The 21,332-nt window shown below is 35.3% G+C and carries 22 protein-coding genes and 1 tRNA gene; 13 read left to right on the forward strand and 10 right to left on the reverse strand.

Annotated elements, in window-relative coordinates; genetic code table 11:
• Positions 1-81: 81 nt before the first annotated feature.
• Both HQN62_RS09210 and HQN62_RS09215 read right to left on the reverse strand, forming a co-directional pair.
• Positions 82-318: a heavy-metal-associated domain-containing protein gene (locus HQN62_RS09210; RefSeq protein WP_173504127.1), complete on the reverse strand. Its 237-nt coding sequence runs from the start codon at positions 316-318 to the stop codon at positions 82-84.
• A 201-nt stretch (positions 319-519) separates the two neighbouring features.
• On the reverse strand, positions 520-2,931 hold the full coding sequence (locus HQN62_RS09215; RefSeq protein ID WP_173504128.1) for a heavy metal translocating P-type ATPase: 2,412 nt from the start codon (positions 2,929-2,931) through the stop codon (positions 520-522).
• Positions 2,932-3,305: 374 nt separating this feature from the next.
• On the opposite strand from HQN62_RS09215, the gene HQN62_RS09220 reads away from it, so the two are divergent.
• The 10 genes from HQN62_RS09220 to HQN62_RS09265 all read left to right on the forward strand — a co-directional run bounded on the left by HQN62_RS09220 (position 3,306) and on the right by HQN62_RS09265 (position 13,623).
• Positions 3,306-4,187, forward strand: coding sequence for a pirin family protein (locus tag HQN62_RS09220; protein ID WP_173504129.1), 882 nt, complete (start codon positions 3,306-3,308; stop codon positions 4,185-4,187).
• Between the two features lie 5 nt (positions 4,188-4,192).
• Positions 4,193-4,582: an OsmC family protein gene (locus HQN62_RS09225; protein ID WP_173504130.1), complete on the forward strand. Its 390-nt coding sequence runs from the start codon at positions 4,193-4,195 to the stop codon at positions 4,580-4,582.
• Positions 4,583-4,714: 132 nt separating this feature from the next.
• Positions 4,715-5,212: a thiol peroxidase gene (gene tpx / locus HQN62_RS09230; protein WP_116795476.1), complete on the forward strand. Its 498-nt coding sequence runs from the start codon at positions 4,715-4,717 to the stop codon at positions 5,210-5,212.
• Positions 5,213-5,221: 9 nt separating this feature from the next.
• On the forward strand, positions 5,222-5,596 hold the full coding sequence (locus HQN62_RS09235) for a diacylglycerol kinase family protein (RefSeq protein ID WP_116795475.1): 375 nt from the start codon (positions 5,222-5,224) through the stop codon (positions 5,594-5,596).
• An 18-nt stretch (positions 5,597-5,614) separates the two neighbouring features.
• On the forward strand, positions 5,615-8,056 hold the full coding sequence (locus HQN62_RS09240) for a DNA translocase FtsK (protein WP_173504131.1): 2,442 nt from the start codon (positions 5,615-5,617) through the stop codon (positions 8,054-8,056).
• A gap of 415 nt (positions 8,057-8,471) precedes the next feature.
• On the forward strand, positions 8,472-9,137 hold the full coding sequence (gene lolA1 / locus HQN62_RS09245; protein WP_483299265.1) for an outer membrane lipoprotein periplasmic chaperone LolA1: 666 nt from the start codon (positions 8,472-8,474) through the stop codon (positions 9,135-9,137).
• Positions 9,138-9,145: 8 nt separating this feature from the next.
• Entirely contained in the window at positions 9,146-10,597 is a 1,452-nt protein-coding gene (locus HQN62_RS09250) for an LptF/LptG family permease (RefSeq protein WP_116795473.1), read from the forward strand.
• Position 10,598: 1 nt separating this feature from the next.
• Positions 10,599-11,732 carry a 3,4-dihydroxy-2-butanone-4-phosphate synthase gene (gene ribB / locus HQN62_RS09255; protein ID WP_173504132.1) on the forward strand — a complete coding sequence of 378 codons (1,134 nt, stop codon included), beginning with the start codon at positions 10,599-10,601 and terminating at the stop codon, positions 11,730-11,732.
• A 322-nt stretch (positions 11,733-12,054) separates the two neighbouring features.
• Positions 12,055-12,142, forward strand: a tRNA-Ser gene (locus tag HQN62_RS09260).
• 260 nt (positions 12,143-12,402) lie between these two features.
• Entirely contained in the window at positions 12,403-13,623 is a 1,221-nt protein-coding gene (locus HQN62_RS09265) for a site-specific integrase (protein ID WP_173504133.1), read from the forward strand.
• A 71-nt stretch (positions 13,624-13,694) separates the two neighbouring features.
• Here HQN62_RS09265 and HQN62_RS09270 read toward each other — a convergent pair whose 3' ends face one another.
• The 3 genes from HQN62_RS09270 to mobA form a co-directional block, all read right to left on the reverse strand.
• Positions 13,695-13,979, reverse strand: a complete 285-nt coding sequence (locus HQN62_RS09270) for a helix-turn-helix domain-containing protein (RefSeq protein ID WP_173504134.1) — start codon at positions 13,977-13,979, stop codon at positions 13,695-13,697.
• A gap of 43 nt (positions 13,980-14,022) precedes the next feature.
• Positions 14,023-14,448, reverse strand: coding sequence for a hypothetical protein (locus HQN62_RS09275; RefSeq protein WP_173504135.1), 426 nt, complete (start codon positions 14,446-14,448; stop codon positions 14,023-14,025).
• Between the two features lie 244 nt (positions 14,449-14,692).
• A complete protein-coding gene (gene mobA, locus HQN62_RS09280; protein ID WP_173505548.1) occupies positions 14,693-15,124 on the reverse strand; it encodes a conjugal transfer protein MobA in 432 nt (143 codons plus the stop codon).
• A 165-nt stretch (positions 15,125-15,289) separates the two neighbouring features.
• Here mobA and HQN62_RS09285 point away from each other — a divergent pair, with 165 nt between their 5' ends.
• The gene (locus HQN62_RS09285; protein ID WP_173504136.1) at positions 15,290-15,607 is read left to right on the forward strand and encodes a DUF6922 domain-containing protein; all 318 of its coding nucleotides are present in this window, start codon (positions 15,290-15,292) and stop codon (positions 15,605-15,607) included.
• A 7-nt stretch (positions 15,608-15,614) separates the two neighbouring features.
• Here the strand turns inward: HQN62_RS09285 and HQN62_RS09290 are convergent, their stop codons facing one another.
• The 5 genes from HQN62_RS09290 to HQN62_RS09310 form a co-directional block, all read right to left on the reverse strand.
• Entirely contained in the window at positions 15,615-16,031 is a 417-nt protein-coding gene (locus HQN62_RS09290; RefSeq protein WP_173504137.1) for a hypothetical protein, read from the reverse strand.
• 921 nt (positions 16,032-16,952) lie between these two features.
• Positions 16,953-17,294, reverse strand: a complete 342-nt coding sequence (locus HQN62_RS09295) for a hypothetical protein (protein WP_173504138.1) — start codon at positions 17,292-17,294, stop codon at positions 16,953-16,955.
• Between the two features lie 55 nt (positions 17,295-17,349).
• Positions 17,350-17,901 (reverse strand): hypothetical protein, encoded by a 552-nt coding sequence (locus HQN62_RS09300; RefSeq protein WP_173504139.1) that lies wholly within the window; start codon positions 17,899-17,901, stop codon positions 17,350-17,352.
• 144 nt (positions 17,902-18,045) lie between these two features.
• Complete coding sequence (locus HQN62_RS09305) at positions 18,046-18,591, reverse strand: hypothetical protein (protein WP_173504140.1); 546 nt, start codon at positions 18,589-18,591, stop codon at positions 18,046-18,048.
• A 3-nt stretch (positions 18,592-18,594) separates the two neighbouring features.
• Positions 18,595-19,470 (reverse strand): hypothetical protein, encoded by an 876-nt coding sequence (locus HQN62_RS09310; RefSeq protein ID WP_173504141.1) that lies wholly within the window; start codon positions 19,468-19,470, stop codon positions 18,595-18,597.
• Between the two features lie 172 nt (positions 19,471-19,642).
• On the opposite strand from HQN62_RS09310, the gene HQN62_RS09315 reads away from it, so the two are divergent.
• Positions 19,643-20,038 (forward strand): helix-turn-helix domain-containing protein, encoded by a 396-nt coding sequence (locus HQN62_RS09315; protein ID WP_173504142.1) that lies wholly within the window; start codon positions 19,643-19,645, stop codon positions 20,036-20,038.
• A gap of 266 nt (positions 20,039-20,304) precedes the next feature.
• Positions 20,305-21,303, forward strand: a complete 999-nt coding sequence (locus HQN62_RS09320; RefSeq protein WP_173504143.1) for a helix-turn-helix transcriptional regulator — start codon at positions 20,305-20,307, stop codon at positions 21,301-21,303.
• The last annotated feature ends 29 nt before the right edge of the window (positions 21,304-21,332 follow it).

Raw genomic sequence — 21,332 nt, forward strand, 5'->3', positions numbered from 1 at the left:
TAATGAAGCTCTGAGGCCTCTAATTTATAATCCAATGAGCCGAAACCTGTTCATTTTTTTTGATAGCAGAAAAACGGTTCTTTAATCTAAAACTTCAATTTTAAACCCTGCCTTTTGAACCGTATCAATAATTTCGTTTTTTGAAATACCGTCGGAGGTAACGGATAGAATTTTGTCATTATCTGTTGTGTCAACTGACCATTGACTAATGCCTTTTGCAGCATCTAGAAATGGAGTTACTGTGGCTACGCAACCACCACATTTTATATTTGTTTTGAAATGAAATGTGGTTTCTTTTTCGTTTAAATTAGTGTTCATTGTTCGTTTATTTTATTGTTGTTTTAAATTTTGTATTAGTCAGTTTGTAAATTTATTATTAGCCTTAAGAGCGCCTTAGATGCAATCAACTGTCCGAGATAATTTTTATCTGTGATCTGCGTAAATCTGCGTGCTAATTATTTTTAAAGCAGATTAATAATTGAATTTTAAAATTTATATGACTTACATGTTTAAGCGATGTCACTTCCATTTTAATCTAAGACTGTTGCTCACCACACTTACGCTGCTCAATGCCATCGCTGCTCCGGCAATCATTGGATTCAGCAGGAATCCATTGATCGGGTACAAAATACCCGCAGCTATCGGAATACCGATGACATTATACAGCAAGGCCCAAAATAGGTTTTGTTTGATGGTTGCAACGGTTTGTTTTGAAAGTTTTATGGCTTCTGGAATTTTGTTAAGATCGGACGAGATGATAGTCATTTTTGCCACATCCATAGCAATGTCACTTCCTTTTCCCATGGCAATGCTCACATCGGCTTGAGCCAGTGCAGTGCTATCATTGATTCCGTCTCCAACCATCGCTACAATTTTTCCTTCGCTTTGCAATTGTTTTATGAAAGCTGCTTTTTGTTCGGGCAAGACTTCGGCTTTGTAGTTGGTGATTCCTGTTTTTTGGGCAATTGAAGAAGCCGTAACTTCATTGTCGCCGGTAAGCATATAAATCGCAATTCCCGATTCCTTTAATTGCTGAATAGCCTCAATAGATGTTTCTTTAATTTTATCTGCAATGGCGATTATTGCTATTGCTTGGCTGTCATCCGAAAACCAGATAACCGTTTTCGATTCGGCACTCCATTGATTGGCTTTTGTAATAAGTTCATCCGAAAGTTTAATGTTCTTTTCTAACAACAGTTTCTTGTTTCCAACCAAATACATTTTATCTGCTACGTTTGCTGCAACTCCTTTCCCTGTAATGCTTTCAAAATGTTCCAATGAAATACTGTTATTGTCATCAAAATGTTTGATTACGGCTTCCGCCAAAGGATGTTCGGATTGTTTTTCGATGCTTGTTAAGATTTGTTTTAAAAATGTACTTTCGTCTATCCAATGCGAATCAGTTACAACGGGTTTGCCTTCGGTAATAGTACCCGTTTTGTCCAGAACAACGGCATTCACTTTTTGAGCCAATTCCAGACTTACCGCATCTTTAATCAATATTCCGTTTTCTGCACCTTTACCAATTCCGACCATAATCGCGGTAGGAGTGGCCAAGCCCAAAGCGCACGGACAGGCAATGACCAAAACGGTAGCAAAAGCTATCAAACCTTGGGAGAATCCGTTTTCTCCGCCTAAAAGAACCCACGAAACAAAAGCAATAATCGCAATCACAATTACTATTGGAACAAAAATTCCCGCTATTTTGTCTACGAGTTTTTGGACGGGCGCTTTGCTTCCTTGTGCTTCCTGAACCATTTTGATGATGCTGGCCAACATCGTTTCGGAGCCCACTTTCTCGGCACGGAATTGAAAACTTCCTTTTTGGTTAATGGTTCCGGCATAGACTTTTTCGTTTTCTTTTTTCAAGAGTGGAATTGGTTCACCGCTCAGCATACTTTCGTCCACGTACGAGTTTCCCTTGGTCACGATACCGTCCACCGCAATTTGTTCCCCCGGTTTTACAAGAATAATATCTCCGTGCTTAACTGTATCGATCGGTATCGTGCATTGTTGTTCATCACCTGTAATAATGGTTACCGTTTTGGGCTGTAATCCCATCAGTTTTTTAATGGCAGTCGAAGTGTTTCCTTTGGCTTTTTCTTCCAATAATTTGCCCAATAATATAAACGTAATGATTACCGCTGCTGCTTCAAAATAAACATGGGCGTGCAATCCTCTTTCGTGCCAAAAATGAGGAAATAAAGTATTGAATACACTAAAAACATACGCTACTCCTGTTCCCAAAGCCACTAACGTATCCATATTAGCCGAACGGTGTTTGGCTTGTTTCCAAGCATTGATGTAAAAATTTTGACCAAACCAAACAACCACAGGAGTCGATAAAACCCACATGATTTCGTTGGCGTAGGGAATATCCATGAAAAACATCCCAATGATCACCACAGGAACTGTAAGCAATCCCGCCCAAAGCGTTTTCAATTTCAATTGGCTGAATTTTTTTTCGTGTATTTCTTCCAGCGATTCCTGTTCTTTATTGGCCTCTTCTATAAACAAATCATAACCGGCCAGCTGAACCGCTTTCTTGATTTCGTCTACAGAAATCATATTCGGTAAATATTCTATCGCCACAGTTGCAGTGGCAAAATTGACTGATGCCGAAACAATTCCAGGTTGTATTTGTATAGCGGTTTCTACCCCAATTGCACACGAGGCGCAACTCATCTCCAGAACGGGAACCGTTTTCTTTACCGTGGTCACGCCGTAACCCAAATCCCGAATCGCACTCACAGCTTCCGGTAATGCTTCGGGTTTCGAAGTCGTAATCACGGCTCTGTTATTGTTGAGTTCCACTTTATGGGAATCAATATTTTTTAATTTCCCCAAGCCGTTATCAACGATAATCGCACAATGTTCGCTCTCGACATCTTCCAGTGGAATATAAAATGTATTATTTATAGGAGTTGCCATTTTTGTATTTCTTTTAATTTATAGTACAAAGCTCAGCAGATAATCTTCTAATAAGTTACAGATTCTTGTGAAAGAGTTGCAAGACTTTGGTGGGTTTCAATTTGGGCATGACCTCGTTGTACAGCATTTGTTTTCTTAACATCAATTTTGGCAACGAGGTCGGGCTCTCCACTATATTCCCGATTTAGAAAAACTACGGCAAAAGCCTTGTTTTTCTAAATCGGGAGATGCCGTTGCGATCCCTCATGCAAATCCATTTGCATAACAATATTTTGATTTCATTCCCAATTCCTTTGTTTTTTTAATTAATTTAGTTTGTCTTTTGAATGACATTATTCCATTCCTAAGGATTTTAAACTCTCAAACAATATGTTATGTCAAATATTGGATTAATAATAGAAGAAAGAGCTGCCGATATAGGGAACTTTCTAGTGGGCAGATTGTTACCCTTCCGTGAAAAGCGTGCCGTTGGGCCTTTTGTTTTTTTGGATCATATGGGGCCTGCAAAACTAAAACAATACCAAAACTTAGATGTCGGACCCCATCCGCATATTGGTTTATCGACACTTACATATTTGTTTGAGGGAGCGATACTGCATAGGGACAGCCTTGGCACCGAAATGGAAATTACGCCAGGAGCCGTCAATTGGATGACCGCAGGAAAAGGAGTAGTCCATTCGGAGCGAACACCAGAGCGTTTGAGAACTACCGATAAAAGTCTGCATGGTTTGCAAATTTGGGTAGCCTTGCCCAAAGCAATGGAAAATATAGAACCTTCTTTTTTTCATATTGAAGCCAAAGACATACCCGAATGGCAACAGGATAATGTCTCCATAAAACTCATTGCAGGTAAAGCTTTTGGAAAAGAATCACCTGTTCCCGTTTACAGCCCTTTGTACTTAATCGAAATTAAAAGTACCAGTCCAGCCATACTGAATATTGGCAAAGACCTGTTTGGGGAAAGTGCTTTGTATATTTTGGAGGGCGAAATCAAAAATGACGGCAACACTTACGGATCAAAGCAAATTTTGGTAGCCAAGGAAAGCAGTCTTTGCCAGTTTGAAATGAGCGAAAACTGCACAGTCTATATTTTTGGAGGCGAACCCTTTCCAGAAGAGCATTTCATCTATTGGAATTTTGTTCATTCCGATAAAACCGTAATTGAAAAAGCAAAACAGGATTGGATTGATCAAAAGTTTCCAAAAGTACCCAATGAAACCGAGTTTGTACCCTTACCACAACCTAAATTCAGATAATTATCATGGCAAAAGTAATCGCTCATATTAAAGAAGTTCCTTTTAAAATAGAAATCAAATCTCCTACCGGAAATACCGTCATTGCTGACGAACCAGTTGAGAAAGGAGGGAAGGACATCGGATTTTCACCCAAAGAATTACTTACGGCATCATTAAGTGCCTGTACCTCGGCAACACTGCGGATGTATATTGATAAGAAAGGCTGGGACATACCCGAAATAAAAGTAGAAACAGAACTAATCGAAATGGAAGACAAAACGCTTTTTGCCAGAAAATTGGAGTTTATGGGCACAGTTGATGAAGATCAGAAAAAGCGTTTGATTTTAGTAGCCAATGCTTGTCCGGTTCATAAGATACTGTCCGGTACCATTGAATTCGAAACTGAATTAATATAATAGTCAATACTATTTTGGTGCAAAATAACGTAATAATATTTCAGAACTCTCAAGCCACAACTCAAAAAAACAAATCCTTTTAGATTCAAATATTAATCCTTACTTTTGAACCTCATTAAAAAAACAAACATTATGGCGTCTATAACATTAGGTGGAAACCCAATACACACTTCAGGTGAATTACCAAAAGTTGGTTCAAAACTGGCTGATTTTAAATTAGTTCAAAACGATTTATCTGTTGCTGATTTAAGCACTTTTGCAGGTAAAAAATTAGTTTTAAATATTTTTCCAAGTATCGATACAGGAACTTGTGCAACATCAGTTAGAAAATTCAACGAAAGTGCAAGTAACTTAGCAAACACCACTGTTTTGTGTATTTCCAGAGATTTACCTTTTGCCCAAAAACGTTTTTGTGGTGCTGAAGGACTTGAAAATGTGGTGAATCTTTCTGATTTTCAAGATGGAGCTTTTGGAAAAAATAATGGTTTAGAGATTGTTGACGGCCCATTGGCTGGTTTGCACTCAAGAGTGATTATCGTTGTTGATGAGAACGGTGTGGTAACTCACACGGAACAAGTGGGTGAAATTGCAAACGAACCGAATTACGAAGCCGCTTTAGCTGCACTTTAATAGTATATAATGGAATTTCAAAAAGACAATACATTACTTACGGGCCGATTGAAAAGCGTAAAATTCGCTTTTCTGGGTGCCGTAAAATTAATTACCACCGAGCACAGTATTATGGTTCAATTTTCAATTGGAATCTTAATGACCATTGCCGGTTTTTATTTTCATATCTCCACTACCGAATGGCTTTTTCAAACGATGGCCATTGGTTTAATTATGAGCATTGAAGGATTGAATACAGCTGTTGAAAAAATAGCTGATTTTATTCACCCTAATTATCATGAAAGAATCGGTTTTATAAAAGATATTGCTGCTGGAGCAGTATTTTTTGCTGCATTAACAGCAATCGCAATTGGTCTAATTATTTATATTCCAAAATTTTTATAGGTTCAATTAAATTCAAGAATGGCAAAATCTACAAAAAAAGAATCTTCAGATACAAAAAAAGAATCGGAATCTAAAGGCATAAGATCATGGGAATTCACCAAACAACACAAAATTGTTTTGGGATCTCTTTTGGTATTATTTTCAATCGCTTTATTAGTCGCATTTGTTTCCTTTTTTATCTATGGAAAAATCGATCAAAGTGCTGTTTCCGAATTAACAGACCGCAAAGAAGTGGTTCAAAACTGGCTGGGTAAATTTGGTGCTTATCTTGCCGATTTATTCGTGTACAGAGGTTTTGGTATTGCTTCCTTTTTATTTGTGCGTTTATTTTTCTTGACCGGTATGTATTTGGTTTTGAGTCTTTCAATAAAAAAACTAAAAGGAGTTTGGTTTTGGGATTTATTTGCTGTTATTATTTTATCTGTTCTATTTGGCTTTTTTGCCACTTCAATGCCTGAATTGGGCGGAACAATTGGATATGAATTGAATTTATTCTCTCAAGATTACATCGGAAAAACAGGAACCCTTTTGGTTCTGATTTTTGGTTTGATTATTTATTTGATTTTCAAATTGCAGGTATCACCAGAAAAAGTGCAATCTTTTTTTGAAAGCACCAAAAAAGAAATTAAAGAGGACTTGGCTACAAGCCCAATATTGACGTCTAATGACAGTGTCTATAATCTTGAGGAATTTGCAGTTGAAGAAACTGAAGAAGAAGAATTGGATGATATCCATTTGAAAACAACAGGATCTCAGTTTGAAATCAACAAAGAAGCTTTGAAACCAACAATTTCAAATGCTTCCGAAATTAATTTGGAACCTACTCTTAAACCGCTTCCAATGGAAATTTTGCCAACGGCTGCACCTGTTAAAGAAGAATCATTTGTTATTGAAAAAGCAGTAGAAGAAGATATTATTGAAGATAATCTGGCTTCACGCTTGGTGTCGGATTTTGGTTTGTTTGATCCTACTTTGGATTTATCGAATTACAAATTTCCAACCATTGATTTATTAAAAGAATATTCGACTGGTGGTATTACCATCAACCAGGAAGAACTGGAAGAAAACAAAAATAAAATTGTTGATACCCTTCGCAATTACAAGATAGAAATAGCACAAATCAAAGCGACTGTTGGTCCATCCGTAACTTTATATGAAATTGTACCCGAAGCGGGAATTCGTATTTCCAAAATTAAGAGTTTGGAAGACGATATTGCCTTGTCACTTTCGGCATTAGGGATTCGTATTATTGCTCCAATTCCAGGAAAAGGAACTATCGGTATCGAGGTTCCGAACAAGAATCCAACGATGGTTTCGATGAAAAGCGTTATTGGTTCCGCTAAATTCCAAGAAGCGGAAATGGAATTGCCTATTGCTCTTGGAAAAACTATTTCGAACGAAACTTTTGTGGTTGACTTGGCCAAAATGCCCCACTTATTGATGGCAGGTGCTACCGGACAGGGGAAATCGGTAGGATTGAATGCAGTTTTGACTTCGCTTTTATACAAAAAACACCCAGCCGAAGTAAAATTCGTATTGGTTGACCCGAAAAAAGTAGAGCTTACGCTTTTCAATAAAATCGAAAGACATTACCTAGCTAAATTACCCGATACCGAAGATGCCATTATCACTGATAATGCTAAAGTTGTTGCCACATTGAATTCACTTTGTGTGGAAATGGACAACCGTTATTCGCTATTGAAAGATGCGATGGTGAGAAACATCAAGGAGTACAACGAAAAATTCAAGGGAAGAAAATTAAATCCAGAGAATGGACATCGATTTTTGCCTTATATCGTATTGGTAGTCGATGAGTTTGCCGATTTGATTATGACAGCCGGTAAGGAGGTTGAAGTACCTATTGCGCGTTTGGCACAGTTAGCCCGTGCTATCGGTATTCACTTGATTATTGCGACACAAAGACCGTCGGTGAATGTAATTACAGGTTTGATAAAAGCCAACTTTCCTGCGAGAATTGCTTTTAGGGTAACCTCCAAAATAGACTCCAGAACAATCTTGGATACACAGGGTGCGGATCAATTGATAGGACGGGGAGATATGTTATATACGAACGGAAATGATGTGGTTCGTGTACAGTGCGCCTTTATTGATACTCCAGAAGTAGAAAAAATAACCGAATTTATTGGGTCACAAAAAGCGTATGCCACTGCTTATTTACTTCCTGAATTCGTAGGAGAAGATGGAGGAATTAGTTTGGAAATGGACATTTCTGAAAGAGATACTTTGTTTAGAGAAGCAGCTGAAGTAATTGTAAATGCACAACAGGGATCGGCTTCGTTATTGCAACGCAAACTGAAACTGGGTTACAATAGGGCAGGGCGATTGATTGATCAACTGGAAGCTGCCGGAATTGTTGGTCCTTTTGAAGGAAGTAAAGCCAGAAGCGTGAACATACAGGATATGACGGGGTTGGATCAGTTTTTTAATAATGAAAGTTAGAATATTAGAATGCAGATTTCAGAATAAAGATAAAAGAATAAAGATAAAAGAATAAAGATAAAAGAATTTAGGTTGCAGATTTTGGATAATTAGACTTTTAAATCTTTCAATCTTTCAATTTATAAATTTTTTCAATATTACAAAAGAGCGTTGATAACAGAAATTTAGCTTTTTTTTAGATGCTTTTCATTTTTTAGGTCTTTACATTTGCACCAAATATGATATTGCACGGATGCGTGAGGGATAGAAGCTAGTTACCGAAGTAACGCGGATAGCCCGACGCCGTTGAGGAAAGGGGCTTTGTAAGCGTTGCTATCAGTAAGCCCCTTTTCTCAATGGGGGCACGCCCAAGTGATTTCAATATTCAATTACGTACAAAAAATCATTAATAAGCATACAACAAAACACAGAACAAATGAGATTACAAAACAAAATGGGAGTGAAAATGGTGATGGGACTTTTGGTTGCCTTTTTTATAGGATTTACGACTCAGGCACAAGATAAAAAAGCAAAAGATTTACTGGATAAAGTAACTGCCAAAGTAAAAAGCTACGAGAATATTACAATCGATTTTAAATATTCTTTGAACAATGCCAAGGAAAATATCAATCAGGACAGTAAAGGAACCGTGGTGATGAAAGGGAATCAGTATGTGTTGAATTTTATGGGAATCACCAAGATTTTTGACGGTAAAAAGAATTATACTATTGTTCCTGAAGATGAAGAAATCACTATTTCGAAAGTGGATGAGAAAGACGATTCGGCTATCACACCATCAAAAATGCTGACTTTCTTTAATACGGGTTATAAATTCTCAATGGATATTGCCCAGAATGTAAGCGGTAAAAAAATACAATACATAAAACTGACTCCTACCAATGCGAAAGATCAAAGAAAAGAGATTTTGGTGGGTATTGATTCTAAAACCAACAATATTTACAATGTAATAGAAATTGCCAAAAAGGGAACGAAAACAACATTGACGGTTAATTCTTTTAAAACAAATCAGACATTGCCGAAAAATCAGTTTACCTTTGTTGCAAGCAAATATCCCAATTATTACATCAATAAATTAGACTAATTATTTAGGTGAAGATTCTAGACAGATACTTATTAAAAACATTTCTGGGTACATTTGCTACGGTATTTGTTATCCTTTTTTTTGTGTTCATACTGCAAACCGTCTGGTTGTTTATTGCCGAATTGGCCGGTAAAGATTTGGATTTCGTAATGGTTATTAAATTTTTGGCGTTCTCCATGCCTCGAATCGTGCCTTTGGTTTTACCGTTATCTATTTTATTGGCTTCGATAATGTCTTTTGGAAACCTATCTGAACATTATGAATTTGCGGCTATGAAATCTTCAGGGATTTCGTTGCAAAGAGCGATGCGAAGCTTGACTATTGCTATAGCGATATTGAGTATAGTCGCTTTTTTATTTGCCAATAATGTTATTCCGTATGCCGAATTTAGATTTGTCAATTTTAGAAAAAATATTGCCCAAGCCAAACCGGCTCTTGCCATTACCGAAGGACAATTTAGCGACGTTGGCACGTATAATATTAAAGTGAATAAAAAGTCGGGAGAAAATGGAAATCACCTTACCGGAATTACCATTCATCAAAAATCCGTAAATGGTGACGGCAGCAAAACGGTGATTCGCGCCACGGACGGAGAATTAATCAGCAGTGATAAAACAAGTATTTTACAGTTGGTTTTGAATGACGGAAATTATTATCAGGATATTGTGCCTAAAAAATACGAGGATCGAGATAAATTGCCTTTTGCCAAAAGTTCCTTTAAGAAATACCGCATCAATATTGATCTGTCCCAATTGAATAAAGTGGATACAAAAGATGAGAGCGTATCCAATACCAGTACTATGTTGACGGTGGGTGATTTGAAGTACACTTTGGATTCCTTGACTAAGAACAGGAACACCGAAATTGTTTCATTTTCTGAAAACAGCGGAGCAAGAATAGGTACCCTAACCAATAATAATGCTCCTCAAGTTGCAAAGAAAAAGGCTCTGGTTAAAAATTTGTTGTCAATCTACGATAACAAACAAAAAGTTGAAATTTTAAAAGCTGCCAGCAGTAATGCGCAAAGCACATTGTATACTATTGACGCTACCAGAAGCGAACTGGACAATAAAAAGAAAAACATAAACAGTCATATTTTGGCACTTTATGATAAATTTGTTATCGTTTATGCTTGTTTCCTGATGTTCTTTATTGGAGCTCCGTTGGGAGCCATTATACGAAAAGGAGGTCTTGGTTTGCCTATCGTATTCGCCGTTTTAATTTTTATATCCTTCCATTTTATCAATACTTTTGGGAAGAGGATTTCTCAGGAAGACGGTTTGCCGCCTTTCTTTGGGGCTTGGATGTCGTCTATGATCCTGACGCCGTTGGCCGTTTTATTGACTTATCGTGCCACCAATGATATTGGTTTAATCAATATGGATGTACTATTGGCACCTGTACAAAAAGTATTTCAAAAGTTGTTTCAAAAAATAATTCCATCTCAAAATAAAGAATAAGATGTCTACCACAAAAATACAACTCAACACAATAGAAGAAGCTATTGAAGATATTCGTCAAGGCAAAGTAATTATTGTGGTTGATGATGAAGACCGTGAAAATGAAGGTGATTTTCTGGCCGCTGCCGAAAAAGTAACGCCCGAAATGATTAACTTTATGGCTACGCATGGCCGCGGTTTGATTTGCGCACCATTAACGGAAAGCCGTTGTAAAGAACTTGGATTGCATGTGATGGTAACTAACAATACCGATCCTATGGAAACTGCTTTTACGGTTTCGGTAGATTTAAGGGGTAATGGAGTAACCACAGGAATATCCGCTTCTGATAGAGCCAAAACAATACTTTCGTTAGTTGATTCAAATACAAAACCACATGATTTGGCGCGTCCTGGACATATATTTCCGTTGATAGCCAAGCAAGGAGGCGTTTTGAGAAGAACGGGACATACCGAAGCTGCCATTGATTTTGCACGTTTGGCAGGGTTTAAATCGGCCGGAGTAATTGTCGAGATCATGAATGAAGACGGTTCTATGGCGCGATTACCACAATTGGTAAAAGTGGCCAAGAAATTTGACTTAAAATTAGTCTCAATTGAAGCATTGGTTGCCTATAGAATGCAACACGACAGTTTGATTGTCAAGAAAGAAGATTTTGATATCGAAACCCGTTTTGGTACTTTTAGACTTAGAGCGTATCAGCAAACAACCAACAAGCAAATACATATTGCCTTGACCAAGGGAACTTGGAATATTGGTGAACCAATTCTAACCCGTATCAACTCCACTTCGGTGAACAATGATATTTTAGGTACATTGACCAATGATGCCCATAAAAAGTTGGATGATATGTTTCAAATAATCAATGCAGAAGGCAAGGGGGCAGTATTGTTTATTAATCAAGAATTGCAATCAATAGATTTATTGAATCGCATTGTTGAATTGAAAGAATTACAGGCGAAAGGTGAATTCAAAGCGCCACAAATCAAGATGGATAATAAAGATTTTGGTATTGGTGCCCAAATATTGCACGATATAGACATTTCCAAAATTCGATTATTGTCTAATACCGAACAAACCAAACGCGTTGGTATGATAGGATATGGCTTGGAAATTAAAGAATATGTGAAGTATTAGATTTTTAGTGAATTGTGAATTGCGAATCGCTAAAAGTGAATAGTAGAATCCTTCGGAAATAATTTCGAAGGATTTTTTTTGATCCTTTTTATTCTGAATGAGCAATTGTATAAGGGGTCGAAGTCAATTATTAATCACTATTTATAAATCATACCGTTATTGTAAAAACTTTTTTTAAAAATATTTCTATTCTAAAACAAAGCAAATGAAACAATTAAAAAGTTACTTGTAAAATAGATGTAAATTTTATAAAAATACATTTGCATAACCAAAAAAGGTTCTTATATTTGCACTCGCAATCAGGTAATGAAAGCGACATACTGGAGAAATGGCAGAGCGGTCGAATGCGGCAGTCTTGAAAACTGTTGACTGTAACAGGTCCGGGGGTTCGAATCCCTCTTTCTCCGCCAGTAGAAGTTTCAAAAGAAACTTTAAAAATCAAAACCCTTTAAATACTAGTATTTAAAGGGTTTTTTCTTTTTTACAATATGTCAAAAAACACATATTAGAGCAAAGCGTGGTACACTTTTTAGTACACTTTTATTTTTTTGATTTTTGCGTCAAAAAAAAGTGTACTAAATTGAAAGAATTCCCCGGGAATTCCCTGTAAACAAAGGTGTCCTTCGAAATTTTTAAATCAATTTGAGTATTAATTTAAAAACTAGAAAACATGTTAAAAGTAATTTTTTACCTTAAATCCGAAAAAGCAGATAAAAACGGAGAATGCTCCATATTTGCGCGCATTACCTACAAAACCAACAGAGTTTCTCTCAGCACAGGAAAAACTATTTCCAAAGAAAGATGGATTTACACCAATAACCTCAGGAATCTGCTGCGACTCGAAAAAGAAAAGATCCTTAAAAATTATCTTGAATTATACCGCCTTAATGTCGAGAAAAAATTTAACCACCTTTTCAACATTGATCCCGAGGTATCTTTAGAAATGCTTAAAGCCGAACTTACCGGAAAATCTAAAATCCTAACAAGTAAAACAACAATCAATGAAGCTATGCAACGGCATAACAAATTTTTCAAAAGAAAAGTGGACGCAGGTGAAAGGTCAGCTGCATCACTTCAGAAGTACAAACGAAGTGGTGAGCTTTTGACCGCATTTATGAAAAAACATTATACTGTAGAAGATATGCCGGTCAGCGAAATTTCAAATTCGTTCGTTTATAATCTTGAAGAATACTTAAAGTACGAGAGTTCATTTAAGGGGCAGGTCGGAATAAAAAACAACTCTGTGGTTAAATATATGAAAATGTACAAAACAGCCTGCAACTATTGCATACGGATGGATTTGTTTGCCCGCAATCCCTTTGATGCCTACGACGGAAAATTAAGCGTAAAGGACGCGGTATTTCTAACCCAACATGAACTTAAACTTATTGAAGAAAAGCCAATCTTTATGGAGCGCCTACAGAAAGTCAGGGACATATTTCTTTTTTGCTGCTACACAGGATACGCACCGGTGGATGCTTTGAACCTGACCCCTGCAAATCTCTTCGAAGACAATGACGGTAACCTTTGGATAATGACAAACAGGACAAAAACTGCGATTAGGGAAAATGTACCTGTGCTTCCTCCTGCCATGGCTGTGATCAAAAAATATAAAAATAAACAGATAGGGCTGCTTCCGCAGATTTCAAATCAAAAGATGAATGCTTACTTAAAGGAGATTGCGGATATATGCGAGATCAATAAGCATCTGACTTGGTATGTTTCAAGACATACCTTTGCTACTACTGTCACTCTAGGAAATGGCGTTCGTCTGGAACATGTCTCAGCAATGATGGGTCATACAAATATTAAGCAGACACAGCACTATGCTAAAGTTTTAGATGTTAATATAATGGAAGATATGGAGAAACTGAAACTAAAGTACAAGTGAAATTCGTTAAAAAAAAAGGCTCCAAATTTGGAGCCTTTACTTTGACATTGTTGTGACTGAATACACTTTTGTTAGCCATTATTTTCGTCAAGAATTTTATCTATTTTTGCTGCATCGTACAGAAATATATCCCCCAGTTTAGTAAATGGGAGTATTCCTGTCTGCCTGTATTTTATAATAGTATTGCTAGACAATCCAAATATCTTTTTTAAATCTTCATTTCTATAATATACAGGTATCACGCCTTTACCCTGTCCGCTGATTTTTGAATCAATTGTTTCCAGCCTCAACAGTACAGGCTCTATTAATTGTTTTACTCTCATTACAAAAGAGAGTTTTCTTTCTTTTTTTGTCATAACTAAAGATTTAAATTTTGACACTAAACTATTTTACAAGCTCTTACCAGCTTTGAAGTCTTCTTTTTCTTTCCTGCATTTTTGTAATGAGTTCTTCTAAAAATGTAATCTGCTTCCCTTTATACGTATAACCTTTACATTCGGAGAACTGTCTGCTGATCGACTTAATTTTCGACTGTCCCCCATCATCGCCGGCATATGTGAAATTATTTTCGAGGAAAAGCTGAAACTTACTTCTATTATTTTTTTCATCTGCATTATCAAAAAACAATAGACCTTCATCCATTAAGATATAAAAGAGCTGGGCAAAGTCAATTTTACTGTAACAGGATTTACATTTTTCTTTTGAAAAAACAGATTGCACTTTGTTGTCCATGTCAGTTTCGCTGACTAGATTTTCTAATAATCGTAACCTTTCATCATATTTCAATATAACATTAAAGAACTCTATTTGCTTACCCCTTTTCATTGCTTCTAAAATTTAGTCATCATTCTTTAAATATGAACTATATCGTTTATTTGTATTCCTTGTCAGGGCATACAAAGAATTTCTACACTAATGCCAAATAGCATTGATGTAATTAAGACACCAATCTCATTACAGTAGTAAAGCGAATTTAAAAAGTAAAAGTATATCTCAGCTTTTTATTGTTTTCAAAGGAATATAATGACTTTATTTGGCATTGTTAGAAAATATAAAACATTGGCAATTCCTATTTCTTCAGGTGCTTTTCTTCAAATTCCTCAGTAAGTGATATGATTTTTTGGGATAAAACGGCAAATTCTGCGGTTTTTTTTTCCAGTTTGTACAGATATGCCAAAGCTTTCTTTTCGGAAAATTTTTGATATAAAATCTTTACCACCTGATTATAATTAACCCCGATAGCCCTAAACTGGCTGTAAAAAGAGGTCAGGCGCATATAATAATCCATTGTTGCTTTATCAATCTTGACTGTTTTTATGCCTTTTTGAAAAACACACGCTGTAATAAAGTGCGCCTTTATATTCATACCCGATGTTTCAAAAAGAGTCAGAAAACGGGCGTTTTCCTGAGCGGTAAGACTGATCGAATAGCGGTGGACGGCGGGATCATCTTTGGGATTCCTGCCTCCTTTGTGCGGGTTGGTTTTACCATTGTTTTCCATGACTTTTATTGCTGGCATTATTTAAAAACCAATATATTTTATTATCAGCATTGACGCTCAAATGTGGAAGCATTTGGAAGCAATCGGCTTCTTATTTCTTAAAGAAAAGGACGATTTCCACAGGCAAACGTTGCATAAGTCACTGAAAATCATTAAATTTAAAGTATGAAAAAGACAAAAAAACACAAAGAAATCCCCAATCTTCATCCCAAATTCTTTTGGGAATTCATATTTGATAAGATTGATTGGGATGGGGGATATAAAATGGTAATTGCTCGTATTATAGAGCGTGGAGGTCAGGATCAAATTGACGAAATTGTCCGTTTTTATGGTCGTGAAAAAGTGATTACGGCTGTCCGTGATGAGATTTACTTTCTGCCCAACTATGCCATTGAAGATGCCCTTAAATTCTTTCCCGAACTCAAAAAAGAAGAGATGTACTGCTACCTGAACCGCAAGGACAAACCGTATCACTGGATTTAGTGAATACCTAAATTCCTAAACGACTTTTTCTTGGTTGATTTACTTCCTCGTCTTTACTCTGCTGGGTCTTAATGTCAATATTAAGTGGCTGGTTTGTACGCTGTCTCAATGATTCTTTTTCGCTTGGAGTTAAATTGTCCGTGCTATTATTGTTTACATAACGAAAAACCGTTTTTACAGACCCCATTATATCCAAAGGCTTTTCAGGCTTCTCTGCTGGCTTCTTTTCACTTTCCTTAATTTTAATAACCAATAGCTTATCTAACAGTTTGCTTAGCCCTGTTTTTGTTGGATTTTTAAATTGTTTGAGAAAATTAGAGAAGAAATTTGTAAAGATGTTTCCACCCCTGTCTACCTGCATAAATGGAATATTTTTCTTATTCTTTTTTTTCTGCTCTTGATTTTTGTGCTTATCTTTTTTCATGATTTTGATTTTAAGGCAAAAGGTAATTAACAGACTTTTACATTCTTCTTTCTGGCACTTTAAGGCTTCGATCGGCTGAATATGTCAGACTTTGGACGGGTTGGACTTTATATTTTATACAAAGAAATAATAAAAAGAAAACCAAGGTAGGACGTGATGGATCAGCCTGTCCAAAAGACTTCGGCATAATGTTTTGCTCGTTCCTCACAAACCACCCTTCGGGACTTATTCCGATTCCTTTTAGTCTGTCTGCATCCCGTCCTTTAAAATTGCTTTCTTTTTCTTTTTTTCGGTTTTTCTGTTTTCTTTTGAAAATATATTTATGTTTTTAGATATGGATATATGTGTGTATTTGAAAGTCTATTTATTTACATAAGGGAGCATCCATGACTATGCGTAAAAGCATACATATATAAAAGAATAAAATTGTAAAAACGTACATACATACAGCTATACAAGCGCATTTACTTATAGGATTAAGTACTTCTTTAAATCTGCCCGTCCGTACAGAATTGCATTTATACGCAAATAGTCATGAGAAGATGTATTTAAATTTTAATGTACGCATCTGTATATTTCCAATTCGGCAGAGAATTGCAGTTAAATTTCTCTAGAATTTATGAACTTAAACGCATAAAGCCTGGACTGCCAATACTATCGTGTTTCTAAACAGCTATATCAAGGCTGATTTTGATCAAACGAATCACAGTACATAACATTCCTAAATAACTCCAAAACAAAAAAAAGGGCCTCAAGCCCTTTCAATTAAAACCATCGGTAATAATGTTTTCGAAAGAAAACAGCAAGTTGTGTTTTGAGATGCTTGAAATGAATTCAGCATCTCAAAACCACTTGCCCCTGCAGGGGGCTGGAAAACGTCTCCAAAGTCGCCGTTTTATTAAATTTACAATTGGAAACAGGTTAATTGGAATCACTCTTATTTTTTTCATTTAAATGTTTTCCATAAAGTATGTCCAGTAATTCCGCTTCTTCCAATGGGATCAGCATTTCTATTATTCTTAAAAGACTTCCAACATATCTTTCAGTATTTTTTGTATTTTCAATATTGACTTCAATTCCGTCTAAAGCAAATTTTGCTGTTTTAAGTAAATCCATTATCATACAAAACAGGTCTCTATATCCTTCCACATTTATTTCGATAATGTGTATATCATTTCTTGTTTCTAATGCTGGTTTTAGCAGTACAAAATAATGCTCTGGGTTCTCTATGAACTCGTTTAATTTGATTTTATCTTTTTCCATAATCTTTATTTTAAATCGATTAATAATTTATCTAGCGGACTGTTTGAAGTTTTCATCAAGTCGTGTTTTTGAAGTTTTTATCAGGACTATTGAAATAAGTATAAACCGATTCTAAAAATAGCCTCACTAACGCAAACCATGTCATCAGATCAATATGCTCATTCAGTTCAGGATCGTTTTGCAGTTCTATTGCGCTTTCTGAATCAAAATTTAAATTTTGTATTCTCTGCTGAAACTTTTGGTAGTAGTCTGTTCCAACCAGCGATATAACAACATAGAGCAGTTCATGTACAAACTGGGAGCAGGTAATAGATTTTAAAATATACCTGAGACTATCAAACCGCTTATCAGCTGGATTTGGATTTTCTTTTAGTTCATAACAAAAATGTAGCAGTAATTGCAGGCAAGACAGCAATCCTGCTGTCTTGACGTCCTGTGTCTCCGCATCAATGATTTCAAGATCACCTGAAAGCAATTCTTCCAAATCGTATTCCTGCAAAAGGTCAGGATATCTGTCAAGTAGCAAATCGAGCTTGGGATTTTTTAATTTATCGAGAAGTTCTGAAATCCCGCTTTCGAGATTCTTTTTTGAATTCTGCAAAAGCATATTCAATACTTTCTTTGCCTGTTCTGTTGATTTTACAAGTTTTTTTCTTTCTTAACGTTTTTATTATTTTTCATATTAAAAAAATTATAGTTTTTACAGTTGAGAATGTGCAGATATTATATTCCGTTACTGGAAATGTTATCTTTAAGACTGTACATTATTTTTGATCTTTTCAATCCCTCTTTCACGCATAAGCTGACTTGCATCCAGCATTTTGATTAAATAGATGTAGGGTGTGATCAAGTCATAATCAAATTCTTCGGTGCATCGAGACAGTGACAGGTGTATAACTTCAAATAGGAAGAATTCGAATTCATCAATGGTTTTCTCGGCAAATGCTTTTTTAAATACAAGGAAAGGATTCTCATACTCTTCCATTGTCAAGGATGCCAGATGAAGTTTTGACTTACAGTCAGATGGTTTCTTGACTTTCCATTTTTTATTTTTGTACTGCAGGAGAAAACAAACTTTAAGAAAAGAGCGCAGAGCAGTATAGAAAACAATTACCTGTCCGGGATAATCTTTTTTATACACTTTCTTTTTATGGACATATAAAAATGCTTCGCACAGTATCTCTTTATAGCAATCAAGATGGGCAAAGTCAAAAAAAGCCTCCAGCACTTGAGAAGAACTTTTAATCTCATGGCCTGCCCAAAAAATAGATTCAAAGGATATTTTATTCTTTTTCATAATTTATACAGGTTCTTTATCGGTTTTCTCGGGTTCATTTTCCAATTCATTTTGTCGGTTAATTTCATTTTGTATCAAAATTTCCGCTTGCTCTTTGAATTTTTTGCACCTTTCTTCCACTATCTGATAATATAAATAATCAACTTCGTTAGCCTTACTAAAACGCAATGTGTTGGGCTGTTGCTTAAGAAGTTTGAATATGGATTTGTCTTCACGGGTTTGTCGGGGGAAAAAATCTGCAGTTATGGTAGTAAAGTATTCGCAGAGATTAAATAAATACTCCAGTGCAAAATGATTAGGAGTGTAACCTATAAAGACACGGATCAAAGACAAACAGATTTGCTCCACTATTTGATGAAGAGCGGACATTTTTACTTCATCTGAACTATAAGCATCATCATCATTATACACCCAGCCCCAGATTGTAGCAATATTATTCTTCCTCCATGCTATATAATGCGATGTGGATTTTAAATTTCTTTTTGGAGTTTCGCTAATATTTAAATAAGGAGGCTTGTTAATATCTTGAAATAACAGCTCTGCGTTCCGCATGATCTGCCAAAAGAAAAACTGCTGGTCTTGGCAAAGGTCTTTAAGACTCTGTACGTGGTGTATAAGAACAGTAGCGGTCAAAGAACCCTGAGTCTTTGTTTTTATCTTATCACTTATATCACTGCCCGCATTTTCTTTGGTCTCCTGTACAAAAACTAAGAGGTATAAATGACTATGTTCTTTTTGAAGTTCTTTATCAGGATAAATTTTCCTGCTCGAACTATAAATTGTTTCCTGCCTGCCAAAACAATAAATAGCAGATGTTTTAATGTGGTCTGTAATTACTTCCTTCAACTCTTTTTGCTGTGAAAATTCAATTGCATTCATAATTTTAAATTTTTAGTTAATAATTATTTGAAAAATTGTATTTTTGTTTAAATACATAGCAAGTAAGCAATAGATTGTACCGTACCGAACTAACGGGAATTGTATCTCACAAAAGCGGGCTTGTTTTTTACCATAGCCTTTTTTTTAAAAGAATTTTAAATACCTTTGAGTTATGAATACAGCAACAAAACCAAAACATATTGGCAGGAATATCAGCCGAATTAGAGAGCTTAGAGGTATGAAACAAGAAGCATTGGCTAACGCTATTGGTGTAAGCCAACAATCTGTTTCTAATATTGAAGGAAGTGAAACTGTTGACGAAGAAAAACTACAAGCAATTGCTGAAGTGTTAGGCGTTTCAGCTGAGGCAATTAAAAACTATAGCGATGAAACGGTATTAAATGTTATAAATAATACTTTTACTAGTCATGATAGTTCAACAATTAATGCAATTAATATTCAACCAAATTTTAATCCCCTAGATAAAGTTGTTGAGTTATACGAACGTTTAGTTCAGACTGAAAAAGATAAAGTCGAGTATTTGGAAAAATTACTAAAAGGAAAATAATCTTTTATAAAACATATATTAATTCAAAGAAAGAGACCCTCACGAGTCTCTTTCCTGTTTTAGGCTATTGTTAAATTTTACTACAGATCATTACAAATAAAACTAACACAATGGATAAAACTCTGTGTTTTTCCCTTACACCCTACACCCTAAATTTATTTTCACTATTTTTCACTTATTTTCACCAGTTTACGGTTTTCCACAAAGAACTATAGATTACTTTTTTGTAAGTTTGTAAGAATATGTCTTTTTTAAAATAAATTGATTTGTCTACAAATAAACATGCTATAATCAGATATCAAACTTTAGATAGGTGCTTCCGGAATTCAGGGAGAAATTACGCTATTGACGATCTTGTAACGGAATGCAATAAATCAATTTATGAATATTCAGGAATGGATGATGGAGTGAAGAAAAGACAGCTTTACGATGATATTAGATTTATGGAAAGTGATCAAGGTTGGAGCATAGAACTAAAAAAAGTAAAAGATGGTAGAAGAGTTTTTTACAAATATGAAAATTCTAACTTCTCTATTTCAAATCAACCATTAAATGAAACGGAAGCTAATCAACTTAGAGAAGCTTTATTAACATTAGATAGATTCAAAGGTTTACCACAATATAATTGGATTAATGAAATAAATGCAAGATTAGAATCTTCATTTAATTTAAAACAACAAAACGATATTATAATCAGTTTTGAACAAAATGAGTACTTAAAAGGATTAGAATATATTCCAGAAATTTATAATGCAATCCTATATAAAAAAGTATTACATATTGAGTATAAGAATTTCAAAACTGAAAATTCAACTACTATTATAATCAATCCATATTATCTAAAGCAATATAACATGCGCTGGTTTTTATTTGGAAAATCGCATGGCTATGAGACTATCACTAATTTGGCATTAGATCGAATAGAAAAAATTGCTTCAGGCAGTGAAGAATATATGGAAACAGATATCAATTTTAGCGAATATTTTGAAGACGTTATTGGAGTTACAATTCCAAATGAAAATATTGTCGATATTGTTCTCAAAGTGGATAAAACATTAATTCCTTACATAACAACAAAACCATTACATGGATCTCAAAAAATCAAAGAAAAAGATAATGATATTGAAGTTCACTTAAAATTAATTCCTAATTATGAATTAGAAACATTGATTTTATCTTTTGGCGAAAAAATTCAAGTTTTAAAGCCAATTACTCTAGTTGAAAAAGTAGAGGATAGAATCTATAAAATGATGAACAATTATTAATGCACGTATAGTGCACAAATACAATATAC

Source organism: Flavobacterium sp. M31R6, assembly GCF_013284035.1.
Classification (GTDB): domain Bacteria; phylum Bacteroidota; class Bacteroidia; order Flavobacteriales; family Flavobacteriaceae; genus Flavobacterium.

Excerpts from the sequence above, each read along its gene's own strand:
- HQN62_RS09210 (WP_173504127.1), bottom strand. The coding sequence starts at position 318 with ATGAACACTAATTTAAACGAAAAAGAAACCACATTTCATTTCAAAACA.
- HQN62_RS09215 (WP_173504128.1), bottom strand. The coding sequence starts at position 2,931 with ATGGCAACTCCTATAAATAATACATTTTATATTCCACTGGAAGATGTC.
- HQN62_RS09220 (WP_173504129.1), top strand. The coding sequence starts at position 3,306 with ATGTCAAATATTGGATTAATAATAGAAGAAAGAGCTGCCGATATAGGG.
- HQN62_RS09225 (WP_173504130.1), top strand. The coding sequence starts at position 4,193 with ATGGCAAAAGTAATCGCTCATATTAAAGAAGTTCCTTTTAAAATAGAA.
- tpx (WP_116795476.1), top strand. The coding sequence starts at position 4,715 with ATGGCGTCTATAACATTAGGTGGAAACCCAATACACACTTCAGGTGAA.
- HQN62_RS09235 (WP_116795475.1), top strand. The coding sequence starts at position 5,222 with ATGGAATTTCAAAAAGACAATACATTACTTACGGGCCGATTGAAAAGC.
- HQN62_RS09240 (WP_173504131.1), top strand. The coding sequence starts at position 5,615 with ATGGCAAAATCTACAAAAAAAGAATCTTCAGATACAAAAAAAGAATCG.
- lolA1 (WP_483299265.1), top strand. The coding sequence starts at position 8,472 with ATGAGATTACAAAACAAAATGGGAGTGAAAATGGTGATGGGACTTTTG.
- ribB (WP_173504132.1), top strand. The coding sequence starts at position 10,599 with ATGTCTACCACAAAAATACAACTCAACACAATAGAAGAAGCTATTGAA.
- HQN62_RS09265 (WP_173504133.1), top strand. The coding sequence starts at position 12,403 with ATGTTAAAAGTAATTTTTTACCTTAAATCCGAAAAAGCAGATAAAAAC.
- HQN62_RS09270 (WP_173504134.1), bottom strand. The coding sequence starts at position 13,979 with ATGACAAAAAAAGAAAGAAAACTCTCTTTTGTAATGAGAGTAAAACAA.
- HQN62_RS09275 (WP_173504135.1), bottom strand. The coding sequence starts at position 14,448 with ATGAAAAGGGGTAAGCAAATAGAGTTCTTTAATGTTATATTGAAATAT.
- mobA (WP_173505548.1), bottom strand. The coding sequence starts at position 15,124 with ATGGAAAACAATGGTAAAACCAACCCGCACAAAGGAGGCAGGAATCCC.
- HQN62_RS09285 (WP_173504136.1), top strand. The coding sequence starts at position 15,290 with ATGAAAAAGACAAAAAAACACAAAGAAATCCCCAATCTTCATCCCAAA.
- HQN62_RS09290 (WP_173504137.1), bottom strand. The coding sequence starts at position 16,031 with ATGAAAAAAGATAAGCACAAAAATCAAGAGCAGAAAAAAAAGAATAAG.
- HQN62_RS09295 (WP_173504138.1), bottom strand. The coding sequence starts at position 17,294 with ATGGAAAAAGATAAAATCAAATTAAACGAGTTCATAGAGAACCCAGAG.
- HQN62_RS09300 (WP_173504139.1), bottom strand. The coding sequence starts at position 17,901 with ATGCTTTTGCAGAATTCAAAAAAGAATCTCGAAAGCGGGATTTCAGAA.
- HQN62_RS09305 (WP_173504140.1), bottom strand. The coding sequence starts at position 18,591 with ATGAAAAAGAATAAAATATCCTTTGAATCTATTTTTTGGGCAGGCCAT.
- HQN62_RS09310 (WP_173504141.1), bottom strand. The coding sequence starts at position 19,470 with ATGAATGCAATTGAATTTTCACAGCAAAAAGAGTTGAAGGAAGTAATT.
- HQN62_RS09315 (WP_173504142.1), top strand. The coding sequence starts at position 19,643 with ATGAATACAGCAACAAAACCAAAACATATTGGCAGGAATATCAGCCGA.